This window comes from Sphingomonas sp. DBB INV C78 (genome assembly GCF_042693015.1).
Classification (GTDB): Bacteria; Pseudomonadota; Alphaproteobacteria; order Sphingomonadales; family Sphingomonadaceae; genus Sphingomonas_E.
In genome coordinates this window covers 299,108-317,189 of record NZ_CP170544.1, presented here as the reverse complement: position 1 = coordinate 317,189, position 18,082 = coordinate 299,108, and the positions used below count along the sequence as shown (strand labels likewise).

The window sequence follows — 18,082 nt, the reverse complement described above, 5'->3', positions numbered from 1 at the left end:
TGCATGGCGACGATCGCGGTCTACAGCCTGAAGGGCGGCGTCGGTAAGACCACGCTGGCCGTGAACCTCGCCTGGTGCTCGGCAATTCTTTCGTCGCGCCGGACCTTATTGTGGGATCTCGATCCGCAGGCCGCGTCCACCTATCTGCTGGAAAGCGAACATGCGCGCGGCGAGGCGCAGGCGGTGTTCGCCAAGGATGTCAGCGCCGAAAAGCTGGTGAAGCCGACCGCGATCGAGCGGCTGTCGATATTGCCGGCGGACATCTCGCTGCGCGGACTCGATCGCTTCCTGTTCGGGCTCGGCAAGAAGAAGCGGATGGCCAAGCTGATCGAAGGGCTGACGCGCGAGCATGATCGCATCATCCTCGATTGCCCGCCGGGCCTGACCGAGACGGCCGACCAGGCGATGCGCGCGGCGTCACTGATCCTGGTGCCCGTCATCCCCTCCCCGCTATCACGGCGCGCCTTTGATGAGGTGGTGGCGCATCTCGCCAGCGAGCACGGACGGCACGCACCGATCCTTCCTGTCTTCACCATGGTCGATCGCCGCCGCGCGCTCCATCTGGCGGCCCTGGCCGAGCAGCCGGACTGGCCCGCCGTGCCGATGGCAAGCGCCGTGGAGGCGATGGCGGCGCGGCGTGAACCGGTGGGCGCCTTCGCCCCGCGATCGCCGCCGGCGGAAGCCTTCGCCTTGCTGTGGCGCGGCATCGAAAAGCGTCTCGCAAACCTTTGATCAGGCCTCTCGCACAGGCCTCAGGCTTGTTGTAGCATCCAACCCGGATGTCTCGTCTCGACCCCGATCTGCTGCTTCGCGCTTACTCCGTTGGCGTGTTTCCGATGGCCGACAGTCGCGACGCCAGGGAGATCTTCTGGGTCGAGCCGAAGCGGCGCGGCATCCTTCCGCTCGACGGCTTCCGCCTGTCGCACTCGCTGGCCAAGACGGTGCGGTCGGAACGCTTCACCGTCACCGCCAACAAGGCGTTCCGTCAGGTCGTGAGCATGTGCGCGGAACCACGGCCCGACCGCCCGGACACCTGGATCAACCCACAGATCGAATCCGCTTATGGTGACCTCCACGCGCGCGGCCATGCCCATTCGGTCGAATGCTGGCGCGGCGAGGCGCTGGTCGGCGGCCTATATGGCGTAACGCTGGGCGGCGCATTCTTCGGCGAAAGCATGTTCAGCCGCGAACGTGACGCATCGAAGGTCGCGCTTGCCTGGCTGGTGGCACGGCTGCGGGTCGGCCGCTTCGGGCTGCTCGATTGCCAGTTCATCACCGATCATCTCGCCTCGCTGGGCGCGATCGAGATCAGCCGCGACGATTATGTGTCGTTGTTGGATGCCGCACTCGGGGCGACCGGCGCTGCGGTGGGCGCAGGCGGTGCGGCGGGCGTGGCGTCGCTCTCGGCTGGCGTGCCGGATTTCTTCGCGCTCGATCGGTTGGCGGCGCCGGACCCTACGGACACGGTTTCCGGGCCGATATCCGGATGGCGCATCGTGCAACTCTTGGGCCACACGTCGTAGACTTGGTGCTGCACCATATTGAGCGACGGCGATTCCTTGTAGACCCAGCCCGAAAAGACCCGCCGCCACTTATTGTCGCGGCCGCGCACATCGGTCTGCAGGAAAGCGCCGGTCAGCATCTGCGGTTCCCACGGCGCAGTCGTCTCGCACGCGCGCAGCCGCACGATCACGTCGCCGACACGCACCGCCTGCCCCGGCTTCATGGTCAGATCACGGGCGATGCCGTTGCGCTTGTTGAGCACGCCGATGACGGCGACACGTTCGGCCATCGGCGTCGCAGCCCGAACGGCCGGCTGGCTCGGCCGAGCCTCGCCGCGTGGGCGCTCGGCGGCTGGTGCAGCTTCGTTGGCCGCGGCTGCGGGCGCTTCCGGTTCCTCGATCGGTTGCGGCGGCCCGGCTTCGTTCTGGAGAGCCTCCGCCGCCTGCCAGGCGCCGACACCAAGCAGCACGGCCAGCGCCGTCGCCGCGATCGCGCGTTTCACGGCGTGGCGCCGCCCGGCGCAGCAGCGGCCGGCTCTTCGCTCTTGCCGGTGCCGTTAACGAACTGGCCGATCATCGACATCAGATCGACCGCGCCCTGCGTGTCGATGATGGTGTCGCCATTCTTGAGCGGCGTTTCCGATCCACCCGGAAGCAGAGCGATGAAGTTGCCGCCGAGAAAACCTTCGGAGGTGATCGCGGCGCTGCTGTCCGACGGAACCTTGACCTGGGGATCGATCGCGAGAGTCACCGCGACCTGATAGGTCTGCGGATCGAGACGCTGTTCGGCAACGGTGCCGACCTTCAGGCCGGCGACGCGGACATCGGTGCCGACATTGATGCCCGATGCGTTAGGAAAGAGCGCCGTGACGCGAATGGCGTCCGCGCTCGCACCGCCGCCGGTGCGGTTCCACGCGAACAGCACGAACCACACAGCCAGCGCCACGACCAATAGGCCGACCAGCGCCTCTCCGACATTTTCCCGCAGCAGCGTCTTCATCGATCAGTTCGGGCTCCACGCCTCATAATCGCCCGTCGCAGCGGCACGCTGGCCGCCCCTCTCGAGCGCGCCCGAAGGGCGATAGGCCGCGGCCGTGCCGGTCGGATTCGGAGCCGACGGCTTCTGCCATGCGCGCGGCGGGAGCAGCGCCTTGTCGGGCGCGTCCTCTACCGTCTGATGCAGCCAGCCATGCCATTCGGCCGGAACCCGGCTCGCATCGTTGGCGCCATTATAGATGACCCAGCGACGGCGCGGTCCCTTGCTCGACTTCGTCTCGAAATAGACGTTGCCCAGCGCGTCCTCGCCCACTTTCGCGCCATTGCGGCGGCTCCAGAGCGAGGTGCCGATGGTGGCGCCATCCCACCAGGTGAATATGCTTTTCAACAGGCCCATGAAATGCGCTTAGCCTTTGATACGGGGTTGGTGCAACGGCAAAGCGGCAGGTTCAGCGCGCGGGCCTGGCCTGCGGATCGCGCCACGAAACCTTGTCGCCGACGGCAATTCCCTGCGCCGCGGCATTGCCGCCGGCGATTTCCAGCACCGCGCTCACCGGTTCGCCCGAAGGCACCGGCTCTAGCGATTCGGGCACCGTATTCTCGGCGATACGGGCAATTGTCCCGTCCGGCCGGATGAAGATCATGTCCAGCGGGATCAACGTATTCTTCATCCAGAAGCTGGCCGGCTGCGGCGGATCATAGGGAAAGAGCATGCCGCGATCGGGCGCGAGTTCTGTCCGATACATCAGGCCGCGCGCCTGTTCGGCATCGGTGCGCGCCATTTCGACCAGGAAGGCGCGCTTACCGCCAGAGGTGGCAATTGACAGCTCGACAAGTCCATCCGTCCGCGTGACGGCGGTATTGTCGTCAGCGGCGGCACAGCCGGACAGCGGAACGGCGCAAAGCAACGCGGCGCCGAGCAAGGCAAAGGATTGGCGAATCATGCACGCCCCATGAAATGATCGTGGCGCAAACCAAATCGCCCAAGGATCGGACGCACGCAAGCGTTCGCCGATTTCAAGGCGGCGCTATCCCGTCGAGATAACGGTGTCAGCTTTCGGCCGACTGGACCACGACCGCCAAAGGCCCCTTCCGACCGGAAGCCACCCTGGCAAGTAGCGGCTGCTCCGGCATCAGATCGCCTAAACCGGCACGGCGCACGACTTCCATATGGACGAAGATGTCCTGTTCATCATGCGGACGCATGACGAAACCATAACCCTTCAACCGGTTGAACCACTTGACGATTACCGGCTCGAATGCGCCGGCATCCTCGATGAGGTCACCCGGATCCACACGATCCGCATTACGCCGCGCGATCAGATCGGCATCCGGCCCCGTCGCTGTGCTAAGATCGAGCGCGAGCACGTTCCGGGCCTGCAGTCCGCGGTCACGACGAACGGCGATCACCGTTGCACGCGCCCCTTCAGGCAGGGTCCGGCGATCATGTTCGCGCAGGACGGAAAAATGAATGAGGACGTCGCCCGCCCCATCGTCACCGATGAGGAAACCGAATCCCCGCGTTGCATCGAACCATTTTACGGTGCCAGCGACCTGGAACCCTTCGTCCGCAGCCGATTGAGCCGATTCGTTGCCGGCGCCAAGCTGCTCTACAGGCGAATTATCCAAAGTCGACGCCACCTGACCTTCTAACTTCATTAGGCCCACCCCCCCGGCAAGCAGGCGCGGACGCTAGCACGGGCTGAAACCGAAACGAAGGTGTAAATGAACCGATTTTATCAAGTGATCCCATCCGGGACATCGCCGGGCGCAGACAGGACAATTCGTCGTGCCAAATCCATCGGATGGCCGGCGCGGAGCATGGCCGCAAGCGCGCGCCGACGGCCGTCCTGATCGGAAACTTCGCTGGCAAACGGACCGATCCGGCGCTTTCGCGCGAAAGCCAATGCGGCTTCCATGGCGTTGGCGACAGCGGCTTCCCGTGCCACCGCGGCATCCTCATCCTGAATGCCGTCAGCGCGCAATCGCTCCGCCAACCGGCGTTCGCCATAGCCCCGACGTTGATAGGATGCGGCCCGCGCCTGCGCGAAACTGGTGTCATCGATATAGCCGGCTGCCGTAAACCGCGCGACGATCGCCTCCACCGGCGGCGGGCCATCGCCCTGCCATTCCCGCTCCACCAGCTTGCGACGGAGATATGCGGCGAGCTTCGCCCGAGTCGTCGCGAAGCGGCCGACATAGCCGATCGCGAGTCGCTCCAAACCCTCGCCGTCGATCGGCTTATGGTTGCGATATGATGACGATCGTGCCACGCGCCTTGTTTGTGCCACACTCGGGCCGGATTTAGAACGCGCCTTTCAGGGTATTTCCGTGTCGTGTGCCGCGTATTGTGGCTGGATTAACAATTATGACGATGGCCGCTCCCCGGGGTGCACGTCGTCAGGTCAAAAAACCTAAGGAGTCGCCGTCGGTGCTGAACAAGACCGCAGCCACGACGAATATTGAGCCCATCAAGGCGAAATCTGTGCCTGTCATCACCCCGACGCCGACGGAGGATGTGCTGCCGCGCATCTTTTCCGAATTCGCGACGCTGGGCGATGCGCTGGATTATGCTGCGCGGGGTGTGCGCGGGCTCAATTTCCACGACGCCCGCGGGACACTCGTCCACACCTATAGCTATGCAGAGATGCGCGACGACGCGATCGCGACGGCCTATCGCCTGATCGCCCATGGCGTGCGCACCGCCGATCGCATCGCGCTGATCGCGGAAACCGGCCCGGAATTCGCCGCACTCTTCTTCGGCGCCATCTACGCCGGCGCCTGGCCCGTGCCGCTGCCCCTGCCCACCAGCTTTGGCGGCAAGGAGAGCTATATTGACCAACTCAAGGTCCAACTCTGCAGTTCGGATCCCAAGATGCTGTTCTTCCCGGAAGAACTGCGCGAGATGGCGGGCGCCGCTGCTGCAGCCTGCCATGTCGAAGGCGTCAGCTACGAAAGCTTCGCCAAGGAAGACGCGAAGCCCGCGCCGCTGCCTCATGCTGCGCCGCATGACATCGCCTATCTGCAATATTCCAGCGGATCGACCCGCTTTCCGCACGGCGTCGCCGTCACCCATTCGGCGCTGCTCAACAATCTGTCGTCGCACTCGCACGGGATGGAGTTGGTCGAGAGCGACCGCTGCATTTCCTGGCTGCCCTGGTATCATGACATGGGGCTGGTCGGCTGCTTCCTGTCGCCGGTCGCCAACCAGGTTTCGGTCGATTATCTGAAGACTGAGGATTTCGCCCGGCGCCCGCTCGCCTGGCTGGATCTTATCAGCCGCAATCCCGGCACGACGCTCAGCTATTCGCCGACCTTCGGCTACGACATTTGCGCACGCCGCATGTCGAGCCAGACCAAGGCTTCGGATCGATTCGACCTGTCGCGCTGGCGCGTCGCGGGCAATGGCGCGGACATGATCCGGCCGGACGTGATGCAGGCTTTCGTCGATGCGTTCGCCGAAGCCGGCTTCAAGGCATCCGCCTTCCTGCCGAGCTATGGCCTGGCCGAAGCGACGCTCGCCGTCTCGATCATGCCGCCGGGTGAAGGCATCGTCGTCGAGTTGGTGGAGGAAACCCAGCTTTCCGGAGGTGACGCCGCGATCGGCCGGCCGCAGCGTTATCGCGCGATCGTCAATTGCGGCAAGCCGGTGAAGGACATGCTCGTCGAGATCCGCGACGAGGATGGCGGCGTGCTGCCGGCTAACGCCATCGGCAAGGTCTGGTGCAAGGGCCCGTCGATCATGGACGGCTATTTCCGCGATCCCGAAGCCACCACCGCCTGCATGTCGGAAGGTTGGCTGGACACCGGCGACATGGGCTACCTCAGCGACGGCTACATCTACATTGTCGGCCGCGCCAAGGACATGATCATCATCAACGGCAAGAACCACTGGCCGCAGGATATCGAGTGGGCCGTGGAGCAGATCCCGGGCTTCAAGGCTGGTGACATCGCCGCCTTCGCGATCACTACGCCCGGCGGCGAGGAAACGCCGGCGGTGCTGGTACAGTGCCGCACGTCCGACATGGCCGAACGCACCCGCCTGCGCGACCAGATCCGCGAGAAGGTGCGCTCGATCACCGGCATGCATTGCGTAGTCGAACTCGTGCCGCCGCGGACCTTGCCGCGGACCAGTTCGGGCAAGCTCAGCCGCGCCAAGGCGCGCAATCTTTATCTTTCCGGTGAGATCCAACCCTACGATCTCGCTGCCTGAGCGACGCCGCGGTGACTATCGCGTATTTTGCGCGAGGTCACCGCAACCGGCGTTTTGATCCATAATGACTGTGTCGCTTACTTTACGCTAACTTCCTGCAATTAGTGATCGACCTTGTCATGCGGCCAAGGTCTGATCCTTCCTCGACACCCAAACCGGACTGGCGGGATATTCTCAGCCTGTCCAACGGCCGCGCGCCGGGCTCCGACCAGGTTCGTACCGCACAGATCGCCGAGTTGATCCGCATGGCGCCGGTGATCGCCATCACCCAGATCGCCAGCACGATCGCGCTGGCGGCGCTGCTCTGGCAATCGGTGCCGCCCGGGCATCTGCTCGCATGGGCCAGCGCCATCGCTCTCGCCCTGATCGAGATACGCCGCTTGGCAAGACGCGCGGAACAGCGCACCACGCCTCAGCCGCCCCAGCCCGCAATCCGGCGTACGATCGTGCGGGCACTGCTGCTCGGCCTGCTCTGGGCAATACCCGCCGCGCACTTCGCGACGGAAGGCACGCTGGATCAGCAACTCGCAATCTGCCTCGTCACCGCAGCGGTGATCGCTAGCGCGACCATCACGGTCGCCACCATGCCGCCGACGATGCTCGTATTCGTCGGGATCAGTTCGGCTGGTCTCGCCATCATGATGGCCAGAACCGGGTCGGTGCTGCTCACTGCCTTGGCGATCGGCTACGGCATTTGTCTTGCGTCAGGCGGCCTCGTCAGCGGCCGCGCCTTCGTTCATCGCAAATGGGCCGAGTTGGCCCTGGCCGAGAAACGCGAGGTGGTCAGCCTCCTGCTCCGCGAATCCGAAGATGATGGCGCCGACTGGCTATGGCAGGTCGACGCGCTCCGCCGGCTGCGGAGTGTTTCGCCGGGCCTTGCCCGCGCGGCCGGTCTCACGCCCGATCAGTTGCAGGGAACGCCTTTCTTTCGGCTGCTGGCTGGCGATCGATGGGAAGACCCCGGCCAGCCTTCGGAGTTGCGCAGCCTGCTCGATCGCATGAATGCCCGCGAGCGCTTCATCGATTTCGAGGTGCCGGCGAACATTGCCGGGGAAATCCGCTGGTGGCGGCTTTCGGCCGCGCCGCGCCATGACGACCGCGGCGCCTTCACCGGCTATCATGGCGTCGGCGCCGATATTACCGAAGCGCGGCGATCCGCCGAAAGGATCGACCGGATGGCACGTTTTGACGCGCTGACCGGGCTTTCCAACCGTGCCCATTTCAGTGAAGCGCTGCGCAAGGCGCTGAGCCGTGCCTTTCGTGACCGGAGCCGCTGCGCGCTGATGCTGGTCGACCTCGATCGCTTCAAGGCCGTGAATGACACGCTGGGCCATCCTGTCGGCGACCGCCTGCTGCGCCTGGTTGCCCAGCGCCTTTCGGCCCTTATCGGCAATGGCGATATTTGCGGCCGCCTGGGCGGCGACGAATTCGCGCTAATCGTGGTTAATGCGAGCGACATGGCCCGGATCGAAGCGCTGGGGCAGGCGATCATCGCCGCGCTTTCCACCCCCTTCGAGATTGACGGCCAGATCGTGCGCATCGGCGCCAGCGTCGGCACCGCGATCGGGCCGCGGGATGGCCGGTCGGCAGAGATGCTCGTGCGCAACGCGGATCTCGCCCTCTATCGCGCCAAGGAGGACGGCCGCGGCGCCCACCGCGTCTTCGAATCCAATATGCTCGTCCGCTCGCAAAAGCGGCGCGCGATCGAAAGCGCCTTGCGTGACGCTATCGACGGAGGCCAGTTCCGTCTGAGCTATCAGCCCGTGATCAGCGTGAAAGATGCCGGGATTGCAGGCTTCGAGGCATTGCTGCGCTGGACGCACCCCGAACTGGGCGAAGTGGCACCCGACGAATTCATCCCGATCGCCGCCGAGGCACGATTGCTCGCACCGATCGGCGAATGGGTATTGCGCACCGCGTGCGCTGAGGCTGCGCGCTGGCCGGACAATGTTCGCCTGCTCGTCAACCTCGCGCGTGATCAGGCGACTGATCCGCAGCTCCCCGCCGTCGTTCTCTCGGCCCTCGCCCAATCCGGCCTGCCGCCATCGCGCCTGGAGCTGGAGATTGGCGAGCGCTCCTTCCGCCAGGATTCAGCGACAGTTAGCGCGGCCGCGGATCGGCTTCGCGCGCTTTCCGTGCGAATATCGCTGGACGATTTCGGTGCCTGCGCCTCGGCTCTCGGCCATATCCGGCAGGGGCGATTCAGCACGGTCAAGGTCGATCGCAGCCTGATCGTGGCTGCGGCGGGGCATGACGCCGATGCGCTGGGCCTGATCCGCGCAATCGTTGCACTCACCAGCACGCTCGGCATGGACACCACGGCAGAAGGGGCGGAGACCGCAGCCGAGCAGCGCATTGCCCGCGATCTCGGCTGCACCCACCTCCAGGGCTATTTGTCGGGTATCCCGGTTTCGGCTGAAGAAGCGCGAGACATGATCGTACAGGCGGTGCGCCGCACGGCCTGAGAAACCGCCCGATCGGGCGCGGATCATGGCTTGCGCTCCGCCCTCCCCCTCGCTATGTCGCACGCCTCTCCGGACCTCGGAGGAGTGTAGCTCAGTTGGTAGAGCATCGGTCTCCAAAACCGAGGGCCGTGGGTTCGAGTCCCTCCACTCCTGCCATTCCATACGCCTGACGGCGAACGGGATGGTGAACAGGGTCCGGAAAGAATGGACGAGGCCGGGCTGCGCCGGGGTCACCCGATAGCGGCCGTCGGCCTCGTTGTCGCTGTTTCCACGCGATCGATTCGCGGCGGAGCGGCGGATTGAATTGAGAGGTTCTTGGTGGCGAAGGTTTCACCCGGCGAGTTCGTCAATCAGGTTAGGGCGGAGACCAAGAAGGTCGTCTGGCCGAGCCGTCGCGAGACGATCACGACCGGCATTCTGGTCGCGATCATGACGACGCTGCTGGCAGTCTTCTTCTTCGGCATCGATTCCTTTTTCGGTGCCGTCGTGAAGTTCCTGATCAATCTGGCAGCCGGCAAATAAGCGGGGAACAGGCAAGGCACATGGCGCGCTGGTACATCATCCACGCCTATTCGGGCTTCGAGAACAAGGTGAAGGAGGCGATCCTTGCGGACGCCGCGCGCCTGGGGCTCGAGCAGCTCGTCGAGGCGGTCGAAGTGCCGACCGAGAAGGTGACCGAGGTTCGCCGCGGCAAGAAGATCACCTCCGATCGCAAATTCTTCCCCGGCTATGTGCTGGCGAAGCTCAGCATGAACGACGATGTCTATCACCTGGTGAAGAACACACCGAAGGTGACAGGCTTCCTCGGTTCGTCAGGCAAGCCGCAGCCGATCAGCGAGGCCGAGGCCGCGCGCATCCTCAACACCAAGGAGGAAGCCGCCGCAGCCGCGCCGAAGACCAAGATCAAGGTCGATTTCGAGATCGGCGACAGCGTCAAGGTGCTCGACGGCCCGTTCGCCAGCTTCAACGGCGTCGTCGAAGAGCTCGATTTCGAAAAGAGCAAGGTCAAGGTGTCGGTGTCGATCTTCGGCCGCGCGACCCCGGTCGAGCTCGATTTCGAACAGGTCGAGCGCGCAAAGTAATTTTACCAGTTTCCGGAGCGATCCGGGAAAGCGGAAGCATCGCAGGAAAAGTGGGAACCGGTTTTCCGTTTCGCGATGCGACCAACAGACCGCGGGAGGCAGCTTCGGCCGCCGCATGAACCGCTAAACTTGAAAGAGAGTGAGAAACCATGGCCAAGAAAATCACTGGCTATATCAAGCTGCAGGTGCCGGCCGGCAAGGCCAACCCCAGCCCGCCGATCGGCCCCGCGCTCGGTCAGCGCGGCGTCAACATCATGGAATTCTGTAAGGCGTTCAACGCCGCGACCGGCGATCAGGAGCCCGGCACCCCGCTGCCGACGATCATCACCGTCTATGCGGACCGTTCCTTCTCCTTCGCCACGAAGCAGCCGCCCGCGACCTATCTGATCAAGAAGGCGATGAACCTGAAGTCGGGCTCCAAGGAGCCGGGCAAGGTTTCTGCCGGAAAGATCAAGCGCTCGCAGCTCGCCGAGATCGCGACCGCGAAGATGAAGGATCTGAACGCCAACGATATCGAAGCGGCGACCCGCATCATCGAAGGCTCCGCCCGCGCGATGGGCCTCGAAGTGGTGGAGGGCTAAGACATGTTCGCTCCGAAGAAGCTGACCAAGAAGCAGAAGACCCTCGTCAACGCGGTTGACGCGGCCAAGCTCTACGGCATCGACGAGGCGATCAGCCTTGCCAAGACCCACGCCACCGCCAAGTTCGACGAGACCATCGAAGTCGCCGTCAACCTGGGCGTCGATCCGCGCCACGCCGACCAGATGGTCCGCGGCGTCGTGACGCTGCCCAAGGGCACCGGCAAGGACGTGCGCGTCGGCGTGTTCGCCCGTGGCGCCAAGGCCGACGAAGCCAAGGCCGCCGGCGCCGAAGTCGTCGGTGCGGAAGACCTGCTCGAAGCGGTCCAGGCCGGCAACATCGATTTCGATCGCTGCATCGCCACCCCGGACATGATGGGCCTCGTCGGCCGTCTCGGTAAGGTTCTGGGTCCGAAGGGCCTGATGCCGAACCCTAAGCTCGGCACCGTGACGATGAACGTCGGCGAAGCCGTGAAGGCGGCCAAGGGCGGCCAGGTGGAATATCGCGTCGAAAAGGCCGGTATCATCCACTCGGGCATCGGCAAGGCCTCGTTCCCGGCCGAAGATCTCCGCGCGAACTTCGACGCGCTTCTCGACGCGCTGGTGAAGGCCAAGCCGTCGGGCGCCAAGGGCAAGTATGTCCGCAAGATCGCCGTCAGCTCCTCGATGGGCCCGGGCATCAAGGTCGACACTGCGGACGTCGCGGCCTGATCAGAATCTCCCTTCCCGTTCGCGGGAGGGGTTGGGGGTGGGCTTTTGCGTAGAAACACGCTAGAGGCCCGCCCGCACATCCATCCGATTCGTCGGATGGACGTACCGTCCGAGACTGCAGCCGGGCCGTGGCCCTTAATTCTGCTGCATAGGCGGGGATAGAGTTTTCGTAAGCGGCCGCCATTCGCGGCCGCTTCCGGTCTGCCAAGGGCTCCATGCCCGGCGTCAGATTACCCTTCCCCTTCGGACTGGCTGTCGGACTGCGTATCCGTCCGATGGCTCAATCTCCCGTGTCCGGCTCACCGGTCATGGGGGCCTCGACGGATGTTCCGTCGGGGCAGTTAAGGAGTAAGGCATGGATCGAGCTCAGAAAGCCGACCTGGTCGCCGAACTGAAGAGCACCTTCGCCGAGAGCGGTGTGGTCGTCGTGACCCGCAACCTCGGTCTTTCCGTCGCGCAGTCCACTGTGCTTCGGGTGAAGATGCGCGAAGCCGGCGCCAGCTATCGGGTATCGAAGAATACGCTCGCCCGCATTGCGACTGAGGGCACGGCCTACACCGCGATCAATGATCTGCTGGTGGGACCGACGGGGCTCAGCACGTCTGCCGATCCGGTGGCGGCCGCCAAGGTCGTCGTCGAATTCGCGAAGACCAACGACAAGTTGGAAATCGTCGGCGGCGCGATGGGAGACACCGTCCTCGACGTAAATGGGGTGAAGGCGCTGGCGACGATGCCGTCGCTGGACGAACTGCGCGGCACCATAATCGGGCTGCTCAATGCACCGGCGACCAAGATCGCGCGCATCCTCAAGGAGCCGGGCGGCCAGATCGCTCGCGTCCTTGCGGCGCACGCGGCCGAGGCCGACGCCTGATTTTCGATACCGTTTCACTGACACTGATTGGGGCACTGCCCCGCATGGAGACTACAAATGGCTGACCTTCAGAAGATTGTTGACGACCTTTCGGCCCTGACCGTTCTCGAAGCCGCGGAGCTCTCGAAGCTCCTCGAAGAGAAGTGGGGCGTTTCGGCAGCTGCGGCGGTTGCGGTTGCGGCTCCGGCCGGCGGCGGCGCCGCTGCTCCGGCTGCCGAAGAGAAGACCGAGTTCGACGTGATCCTCACCGGCGACGGTGGCAAGAAGATCAACGTCATCAAGGAAGTCCGCGCCATCACCGGCCTGGGCCTGACCGAAGCCAAGGCGCTCGTCGAAGGCGCGCCGAAGGCGATCAAGGAAGGCGTCGGCAAGGACGAGGCCGAGAAGCTCAAGAAGCAGCTTGAAGAAGCCGGCGCGACCGTCGAGCTCAAGTAAGCTTCTTCGCTTCGGCGACGAAAAGAGGGCGGCTCCGAAAGGGGCCGCCCTTTCTTTTTGTTCCCGGCCGGCAAGCAAACGGGACAAACCGTGGCTCAGTCGGGGTCGGCCCCTGCAACCCTAATTCCCTCTCAACCTTTATGGCCTATTTTTGTCGCAGGGGTTTTTGAAGCGGCGTGGGCTGAAATATTGACGACTGAAACGAGACAGATTGATCGACGCGGCCTGCTGGCCGGCGTGCTGGCGATCGGCGCAAGCAGCGTGATTGCCCCCCAGACAGCATTCGCGATGCTCGGCGAGCGGCGGCTCGCCTTCCGCAACGTCCACAACAACGAGCGCATCGACGCACGCTATTGGGGCGCGAGCGGTATCGACCGTGATGGCCTGGCCGAGATCAACCACGGCATGCGCGACTGGCGCACCGGCGACGTTGCCAGCATGGACCCCAGCCTGATCGATCTGCTGGTGACGCTGCGCGACAAGCTGGGCGCTTCGCCGCGCACCTCTTTCGACCTGATCTCCGGCTATCGTTCGCCGCGCACCAATGCCTCGCTGCGCGCCCATGGCGGTGGCGGGGTCGCCACCAAGAGCCAGCATATGCTCGGCAAGGCCAGCGACATCGCGCTGCCCGGCGTTCGGCTCGAGACGGTGCGCTCGGCCGCTCTGTCGATCGGCCGCGGCGGCGTCGGTTTTTATCCGCGGGACGGCTTCGTTCACGTCGACACGGGCCGCGTCCGCACCTGGTGATCAATTGCGGGTGAGAAGCCCTGCGAACTTGGCGACCGCAGCACCCGGCCCTTCCGGATCGTTCCACACCGCGCCACTGACCGCGAGGAAGTCTGCACCCGCTTCGACAAGCGGTGCCGCATTGCCCGGCGTGATGCCGCCGATCGCGACGCAGGGAATGCCCGTCACCGTGCTCCACCAGCCGAGGATCGACGGCTCCGCGCGGTGCTTCACCTCCTTGGTATCGGTAGGGTAGAAGGCACCGAAGGCGACATAGTCGGCCCCAGCCTCCCCTGCTTCCATCGCAAGGTGCCGGCTGTCATGGCAGGTGACGCCGATCTGAGCGTCGCGGCCGAGTTGCTCGCGCGCGTCGCGGGGATCGCCGTCATCCTGGCCGAGATGGACGCCATCGGCCTTCAGCCGCTTAGCGAGCCCGATGGAATCATTGACGATGAAGGCCACGTCGCGATCGGCGCAGATCTTCTGGAGCGGCGGCGCAAGCGCGGCGATCGCGTGGTCGTCGATCCCCTTCAGGCGGAGCTGGAACGCGGCCACGGGGCCGGCGTCCAACGCTTCCGCCAGCTTCGCGGCAAAGCCATCATCGATGCTCGGCGGAGAGATCAGATAAAGCTGGCAACCAGCCTTATCCTCATGCTCGAAACGCTCCGCAAAATGCGGGTCGAGCTTGAGGTCGTCCTCGTCGAAATCGTCTTCGGGTTCGTTCATTTCAGTCCATGTCCGCCGATTGGGCGCGTGGTGTGCCCATTATCCATGCCGGCGATCAGCGGCCGCGCCTTGGTGATCGCCGCCTTCACGGCCGGCAGCGACAGCGATGCCGCATGGCTTTCCTTGCTGTCCCATGCCTCGGTGATCCAGATGGCGTCGGCGTTTTCGGGATCCTCGGCGACGATGTAGCTGAGGCAGCCCGGCATGTCGGCCACGCCGTCGAGCAGGATCTTGACCAGCGCATCACGCTCGCCCGGCTTCGCCAGCATCCGGCCGATCAGCCCGAACATCGGCTCGCCGGCGGGAGCAGCCGAGGCGGCGGAGCCGAGCGCCGCCGCCGCTGCGGTTCCGGCGATGAAAGTCCGTCGTTCCATCGCCGGGCCCTTTCCTTACTCTTCGCCCTTGTAGATGCGGACAAGCTTGTCGAGCATCGCCAGCGCTTCGCCACGTTCCCGCTGGAACGTGTTGCGGCCGATGATCGAGCCGTTGCCACCGCCGTCGCGGATGTCGATCGCGTCCTGATAGACAGCGTCGGCACCCTTAGCCGCGCCGCCCGAGAAGACGACGATGCGACGGCCGTTGAAACATGCCTTCACGACGTGCTTCACGCGGTCCGACTGCTTCGACCAGTCCGTGCCGGCATAAGCCTTCTTGGCGTCTTCCTGTTCGATATGGTTGCTGGGCAGCTTCACCTTGATGATGTGGGCACCGAGCAGCGCCGCCATGTGCGCGGCATAGGCGCCGACGTCGAGCGCCAGTTCGCCCGACTTGGGCAGATTGCCGCCACGCGGATACGACCACAGCACGGTGGCGATGCCGACCGACTTGGCTTCCGCCGACATTTCCTTGATTTCTTCCATCATGTCGAAGCAGTCATCGCTGCCCGGATAGATGGTGAAGCCGATCGCCGAGCAACCAAGGCGCAGCGCGTCTTCGACGCTGCCGGTCAGCGCCTGGTTCGCCCCAGCCGCCCAACTGTTCGAGCTGTTGACCTTGAGGATCGTCGGGATCTGGCCGGCGAAGGTGTCGGCACCCGCTTCCAGCATACCGAGCGGCGCGGCATAAGCCGACAGGCCGGCGTCGATCGCGAGCTGATAGTGATAGTGCGGGTCATAGGCCGGCTCGTTGATCGCGAAGCTGCGCGCCGGGCCATGTTCGAAGCCCTGGTCGACCGGCAGGATGATCAGCTTGCCGGTGCCGCCCAGCTTGCCCTGCGTCAGGATGCGGGCGAGATTGGCCTTAACGCCGGGATTGTCGCTCTCGTAATTGGCGAGGATGGACTTGACGGTCGGCGTGAAGGTCATCGGTGTCGGCTCCCTGATGCGTGAATATTCGCCGCGTCCCTATCCGAATTGTCCGATATGACAAAGCCCAAGCGGTCAATTGCTGTCCCGTTTGCGGTCAACCGGCCAGGGTGGCCCCTTGAGTTCCAGCATATTGCCCTCCGGGTCAGACAGATAGATCGAAGGCCCCTCCCCTTCGGCGCCATAACGCGACGCGATCTCGCTCATGATTCCGTGGGTCGCAAGGTGCGCGAGAATCGCTTCGCCATCCCACGGCGCCACCCGGAAGCAGATATGGTCGACGTTGCGCCCTTGCCGCGTCGGCGCGGCGCCATTGCGCCGAGCTTGCCGGTGACGGGGACGAGGTCGATCAGCGCGGTCCCGACGCGGAGCTGCCACAGGCCGATCTCTGCCTGCACCTTCTCCAGCCGGGCGCCGAGGACCTCGGTATAGAAGCGGATCATGCCGTCGAGATCGACGATGCGCAGCACGACATGATCGATGGCCTGGATGGAGATCATCGACGCGCCTTAAACGCGACATGGACGCGCCGGGAGCGCGACACCGAAGTTGAGGAAGTTGAGGGTTGCCAGCGCATTCTTCCACTTCCCCGCGAAGGACGAAAACGCCGACAGAAATCGGCGTTTTCGGTGCAACTTTAACACCGGATAACGCCTGTAGGACAGCCATGAGCGCGGAGGGGCGTGCCCCATCGTCGTTAGACAAATCCCCGTCATGCCAGCGGAGGCTGGCATCCATGGCTCTCTCCGTCTGCACTACCGTTTGCCGCGATAGCCATGGACCCCGGCCTGCGCCGGGGTGACGATGATTATTGGAGGTGGATCAGCCGAGCGCTTTCACGCCCGGCAGTTCCTTGCCTTCCATCCATTCGAGGAAGGCGCCGCCGGCGGTGGAGACGAAGCTGAATTCGTCCGCGACACCGGCATGGTTGAGCGCGGCGACCGTATCGCCGCCACCCGCGACCGAGACGAGCTGGCCGGCGGTGGTGAGCGCGGCGGCGGTCTTCGCCAGCGCGACGGTCGCGGTGTCGAAGGGCGCGATTTCGAAGGCACCCATCGGGCCGTTCCAGACGAGCGTCTTGCAGGTCTTGAGCGCATCGCCCAGCGCCTCGACCGCGGCGGGGCCGACGTCGAGGATCATCTCATCGGCGGCGACTTCATGCACATTGACGGTGCGGACCGGCGGGTTGGCGCGGAATTCCTTGGCCACGACCACGTCATAGGGAAGGTGGACAATGCAGTTCGCCTTGTCGGCCGCGTCGAGGATTTCGAGCACGGTGTCCTTCAGGTCATGTTCGCACAGCGACTTGCCGACGTCGACGCCGCGGGCGGCGAGGAAGGTGTTGGCCATGCCGCCGCCGATAATCAGGTGATCGACCTTGGCGACGAGATGCTTGAGCACGTCGAGCTTTGTCGAGACCTTGGCGCCGCCGACGACCGCGGCGACCGGATGTTCGGGCTTACCCAGCGCCTTTTCCAGCGCCTCAAGCTCGGCCTGCATCGAACGGCCCGCATAAGCCGGCAGGACATGCGCCAGCCCCTCGGTCGAGGCGTGGGCGCGGTGCGCGGCGGAGAAGGCGTCGTTGACATAGATGTCGCCGAGCGCGGCGAAGCGCTGGACGACGGCGGGATCATTCTTCTCCTCGCCACCGAAGAAGCGGGTGTTTTCCAGGACGGCGATGTCGCCGGGCTGGAGCGTCGCGACGGCTTCCTTGTCGCCTTCCCAATCGACATAGCGGACCTCGCGGCCGAGCACCTGGCTAAGCGGACGGGTGATCTGCGCCAGTGACAATTCCGGCGTAGGCGTCTTGGGGCGGCCGAAATGGGCGAGGACGAGGACGATCGCGCCCTTATCGGCCAATTCGGAGATGGTCGGCGCGGCGGCACGCAAGCGGGTATCGTCGGTGACCTTCGCACCATCCATCGGCACGTTCAGATCCTCGCGAACAAGCACGCGCTTGCCACGGATGTCGCCGAGATCGTCGAGCGTCTTGAAGGTCATGGGTGTTCGATCCTCACTTCATCGCCAATGGCGAGATCGCCATCGGCCAGCACCCGCGCCGTGACGCCGCCGCGCCAGTCGGGCGCGAGCGCGGTCTTCAGGCCGGGTGCGATTTCATCCATGCGGCTGCACGGATCACATTCGCCGGTGATTTCCAGGATGACGCCGCCGGCAAAGTGCAGGCGGGCGCCGGTCTGCTGCGGCAGGTCAACGCCATCGATCAGCAGATTCGCGCGACGGACCCACCAGTCGAGTTGTGGGCCGGCGAGATCGGCCATCGCCGCATCCCAGTCAGCCCGCGTGATCACCGTCACCTGCCGCCGGCCGGTGCCGCCGGGTTTGCGCTTGCCGCGATGATCGCCCTCGATGCCGCCATCGAGGGTGACGGAAACGCGATCGGCCGTCTCCATCGGCCCGCGCGGCCTTGCGTGCCGGGCGATACCGAGGAGACGGCCGGTCATTCGTTCCGTCC

The 18,082-nt window shown here is 64.7% G+C and carries 23 protein-coding genes, 1 tRNA gene and 1 pseudogene; 12 read left to right on the top strand and 13 right to left on the bottom strand.

The features are described 5' to 3' along the window. Positions 1-3: 3 nt before the first annotated feature. A complete protein-coding gene (locus tag ACFB49_RS01665) occupies positions 4-732 on the top strand; it encodes a ParA family protein (RefSeq protein WP_380875086.1) in 729 nt (242 codons plus the stop codon). A 47-nt stretch (positions 733-779) separates the two neighbouring features. Continuing rightward, positions 780-1,523, top strand: a complete 744-nt coding sequence (aat, locus tag ACFB49_RS01660; protein WP_380875084.1) for a leucyl/phenylalanyl-tRNA--protein transferase — start codon at positions 780-782, stop codon at positions 1,521-1,523. A 35-nt stretch (positions 1,524-1,558) separates the two neighbouring features. Here the strand turns inward: aat and ACFB49_RS01655 are convergent. The 6 genes and pseudogenes from ACFB49_RS01655 to ACFB49_RS01630 form a co-directional block, all read right to left on the bottom strand. Beyond that, positions 1,559-1,726: pseudogene (locus ACFB49_RS01655) on the bottom strand (DUF2155 domain-containing protein); the annotation flags it as partial. A gap of 275 nt (positions 1,727-2,001) precedes the next feature. Further along, entirely contained in the window at positions 2,002-2,502 is a 501-nt protein-coding gene (mlaD, locus tag ACFB49_RS01650; protein WP_380875082.1) for an outer membrane lipid asymmetry maintenance protein MlaD, read from the bottom strand. Between the two features lie 3 nt (positions 2,503-2,505). Then, on the bottom strand, positions 2,506-2,895 hold the full coding sequence (locus ACFB49_RS01645; protein WP_380875081.1) for an NADH:ubiquinone oxidoreductase subunit NDUFA12: 390 nt from the start codon (positions 2,893-2,895) through the stop codon (positions 2,506-2,508). A gap of 52 nt (positions 2,896-2,947) precedes the next feature. Next, positions 2,948-3,442: a DUF192 domain-containing protein gene (locus tag ACFB49_RS01640; protein ID WP_380875079.1), complete on the bottom strand. Its 495-nt coding sequence runs from the start codon at positions 3,440-3,442 to the stop codon at positions 2,948-2,950. Positions 3,443-3,548: 106 nt separating this feature from the next. Continuing rightward, positions 3,549-4,157: a cold-shock protein gene (locus ACFB49_RS01635; RefSeq protein WP_380879799.1), complete on the bottom strand. Its 609-nt coding sequence runs from the start codon at positions 4,155-4,157 to the stop codon at positions 3,549-3,551. 80 nt (positions 4,158-4,237) lie between these two features. Further along, a complete protein-coding gene (locus ACFB49_RS01630) occupies positions 4,238-4,720 on the bottom strand; it encodes a regulatory protein RecX (protein ID WP_380875078.1) in 483 nt (160 codons plus the stop codon). A 209-nt stretch (positions 4,721-4,929) separates the two neighbouring features. On the opposite strand from ACFB49_RS01630, the gene ACFB49_RS01625 reads away from it, so the two are divergent. The 10 genes from ACFB49_RS01625 to ACFB49_RS01580 all read left to right on the top strand — a co-directional run bounded on the left by ACFB49_RS01625 (position 4,930) and on the right by ACFB49_RS01580 (position 13,600). Beyond that, on the top strand, positions 4,930-6,711 hold the full coding sequence (locus tag ACFB49_RS01625) for a fatty acyl-AMP ligase (RefSeq protein ID WP_380875077.1): 1,782 nt from the start codon (positions 4,930-4,932) through the stop codon (positions 6,709-6,711). 119 nt (positions 6,712-6,830) lie between these two features. Next, positions 6,831-9,176 carry a putative bifunctional diguanylate cyclase/phosphodiesterase gene (locus ACFB49_RS01620; RefSeq protein WP_380875075.1) on the top strand — a complete coding sequence of 782 codons (2,346 nt, stop codon included), beginning with the start codon at positions 6,831-6,833 and terminating at the stop codon, positions 9,174-9,176. An 80-nt stretch (positions 9,177-9,256) separates the two neighbouring features. Next, positions 9,257-9,332: transfer RNA gene (locus tag ACFB49_RS01615), tRNA-Trp, on the top strand. Positions 9,333-9,494: 162 nt separating this feature from the next. Continuing rightward, the gene (secE, locus tag ACFB49_RS01610; protein ID WP_380875073.1) at positions 9,495-9,698 is read left to right on the top strand and encodes a preprotein translocase subunit SecE; all 204 of its coding nucleotides are present in this window, start codon (positions 9,495-9,497) and stop codon (positions 9,696-9,698) included. Between the two features lie 20 nt (positions 9,699-9,718). Beyond that, on the top strand, positions 9,719-10,258 hold the full coding sequence (gene nusG / locus ACFB49_RS01605) for a transcription termination/antitermination protein NusG (protein ID WP_380875072.1): 540 nt from the start codon (positions 9,719-9,721) through the stop codon (positions 10,256-10,258). A 149-nt stretch (positions 10,259-10,407) separates the two neighbouring features. Beyond that, positions 10,408-10,839, top strand: coding sequence for a 50S ribosomal protein L11 (gene rplK / locus ACFB49_RS01600; RefSeq protein ID WP_380875071.1), 432 nt, complete (start codon positions 10,408-10,410; stop codon positions 10,837-10,839). Between the two features lie 3 nt (positions 10,840-10,842). Then, entirely contained in the window at positions 10,843-11,547 is a 705-nt protein-coding gene (rplA, locus tag ACFB49_RS01595; RefSeq protein ID WP_380875070.1) for a 50S ribosomal protein L1, read from the top strand. Positions 11,548-11,902: 355 nt separating this feature from the next. Continuing rightward, the gene (gene rplJ / locus ACFB49_RS01590; protein WP_380875069.1) at positions 11,903-12,418 is read left to right on the top strand and encodes a 50S ribosomal protein L10; all 516 of its coding nucleotides are present in this window, start codon (positions 11,903-11,905) and stop codon (positions 12,416-12,418) included. Between the two features lie 57 nt (positions 12,419-12,475). Continuing rightward, positions 12,476-12,853, top strand: a complete 378-nt coding sequence (rplL, locus tag ACFB49_RS01585) for a 50S ribosomal protein L7/L12 (RefSeq protein ID WP_380875068.1) — start codon at positions 12,476-12,478, stop codon at positions 12,851-12,853. 189 nt (positions 12,854-13,042) lie between these two features. Next, positions 13,043-13,600: a DUF882 domain-containing protein gene (locus ACFB49_RS01580; RefSeq protein WP_380875066.1), complete on the top strand. Its 558-nt coding sequence runs from the start codon at positions 13,043-13,045 to the stop codon at positions 13,598-13,600. On the opposite strand, the gene thiE is transcribed toward ACFB49_RS01580, so the two are convergent. The 7 genes from thiE to ACFB49_RS01545 all read right to left on the bottom strand — a co-directional run bounded on the left by thiE (position 13,601) and on the right by ACFB49_RS01545 (position 18,071). Continuing rightward, positions 13,601-14,305 (bottom strand): thiamine phosphate synthase, encoded by a 705-nt coding sequence (gene thiE, locus ACFB49_RS01575; protein WP_380875064.1) that lies wholly within the window; start codon positions 14,303-14,305, stop codon positions 13,601-13,603. Then, entirely contained in the window at positions 14,302-14,679 is a 378-nt protein-coding gene (locus ACFB49_RS01570; RefSeq protein ID WP_380875063.1) for a putative quinol monooxygenase, read from the bottom strand. Before ACFB49_RS01570 ends, thiE begins: the two co-directional genes overlap by 4 nt. Before the next feature lie 15 nt (positions 14,680-14,694). Continuing rightward, on the bottom strand, positions 14,695-15,609 hold the full coding sequence (locus ACFB49_RS01565) for a class I fructose-bisphosphate aldolase (RefSeq protein ID WP_380875062.1): 915 nt from the start codon (positions 15,607-15,609) through the stop codon (positions 14,695-14,697). A 75-nt stretch (positions 15,610-15,684) separates the two neighbouring features. Further along, positions 15,685-15,816, bottom strand: coding sequence for a hypothetical protein (locus tag ACFB49_RS01560; protein ID WP_380875061.1), 132 nt, complete (start codon positions 15,814-15,816; stop codon positions 15,685-15,687). Continuing rightward, complete coding sequence (locus tag ACFB49_RS01555; RefSeq protein ID WP_380875059.1) at positions 15,813-16,109, bottom strand: VOC family protein; 297 nt, start codon at positions 16,107-16,109, stop codon at positions 15,813-15,815. The genes ACFB49_RS01560 and ACFB49_RS01555 overlap by 4 nt, the downstream gene beginning before the upstream one ends. 322 nt (positions 16,110-16,431) lie before the next feature. Beyond that, positions 16,432-17,610, bottom strand: coding sequence for a phosphoglycerate kinase (locus tag ACFB49_RS01550; RefSeq protein ID WP_380875057.1), 1,179 nt, complete (start codon positions 17,608-17,610; stop codon positions 16,432-16,434). Next, entirely contained in the window at positions 17,607-18,071 is a 465-nt protein-coding gene (locus ACFB49_RS01545) for an MOSC domain-containing protein (RefSeq protein ID WP_380875055.1), read from the bottom strand. Before ACFB49_RS01545 ends, ACFB49_RS01550 begins: the two co-directional genes overlap by 4 nt. Positions 18,072-18,082: the final 11 nt, after the last annotated feature.

Coding starts and splice junctions, on each gene's coding strand:
- ACFB49_RS01645 (WP_380875081.1), bottom strand. CDS start 2,895: ATGGGCCTGTTGAAAAGCATATTCACCTGGTGGGATGGCGCCACCATC.
- ACFB49_RS01565 (WP_380875062.1), bottom strand. CDS start 15,609: ATGACCTTCACGCCGACCGTCAAGTCCATCCTCGCCAATTACGAGAGC.
- nusG (WP_380875072.1), top strand. CDS start 9,719: ATGGCGCGCTGGTACATCATCCACGCCTATTCGGGCTTCGAGAACAAG.
- ACFB49_RS01550 (WP_380875057.1), bottom strand. CDS start 17,610: ATGACCTTCAAGACGCTCGACGATCTCGGCGACATCCGTGGCAAGCGC.
- rplK (WP_380875071.1), top strand. CDS start 10,408: ATGGCCAAGAAAATCACTGGCTATATCAAGCTGCAGGTGCCGGCCGGC.
- ACFB49_RS01640 (WP_380875079.1), bottom strand. CDS start 3,442: ATGATTCGCCAATCCTTTGCCTTGCTCGGCGCCGCGTTGCTTTGCGCC.
- ACFB49_RS01620 (WP_380875075.1), top strand. CDS start 6,831: ATGCGGCCAAGGTCTGATCCTTCCTCGACACCCAAACCGGACTGGCGG.
- ACFB49_RS01570 (WP_380875063.1), bottom strand. CDS start 14,679: ATGGAACGACGGACTTTCATCGCCGGAACCGCAGCGGCGGCGGCGCTC.
- aat (WP_380875084.1), top strand. CDS start 780: ATGTCTCGTCTCGACCCCGATCTGCTGCTTCGCGCTTACTCCGTTGGC.
- ACFB49_RS01545 (WP_380875055.1), bottom strand. CDS start 18,071: ATGACCGGCCGTCTCCTCGGTATCGCCCGGCACGCAAGGCCGCGCGGG.
- thiE (WP_380875064.1), bottom strand. CDS start 14,305: ATGAACGAACCCGAAGACGATTTCGACGAGGACGACCTCAAGCTCGAC.
- rplL (WP_380875068.1), top strand. CDS start 12,476: ATGGCTGACCTTCAGAAGATTGTTGACGACCTTTCGGCCCTGACCGTT.
- ACFB49_RS01665 (WP_380875086.1), top strand. CDS start 4: ATGGCGACGATCGCGGTCTACAGCCTGAAGGGCGGCGTCGGTAAGACC.
- ACFB49_RS01560 (WP_380875061.1), bottom strand. CDS start 15,816: ATGAGCGAGATCGCGTCGCGTTATGGCGCCGAAGGGGAGGGGCCTTCG.
- rplJ (WP_380875069.1), top strand. CDS start 11,903: ATGGATCGAGCTCAGAAAGCCGACCTGGTCGCCGAACTGAAGAGCACC.
- ACFB49_RS01555 (WP_380875059.1), bottom strand. CDS start 16,109: ATGATCTCCATCCAGGCCATCGATCATGTCGTGCTGCGCATCGTCGAT.
- rplA (WP_380875070.1), top strand. CDS start 10,843: ATGTTCGCTCCGAAGAAGCTGACCAAGAAGCAGAAGACCCTCGTCAAC.
- ACFB49_RS01635 (WP_380879799.1), bottom strand. CDS start 4,157: ATGAAGTTAGAAGGTCAGGTGGCGTCGACTTTGGATAATTCGCCTGTA.
- mlaD (WP_380875082.1), bottom strand. CDS start 2,502: ATGAAGACGCTGCTGCGGGAAAATGTCGGAGAGGCGCTGGTCGGCCTA.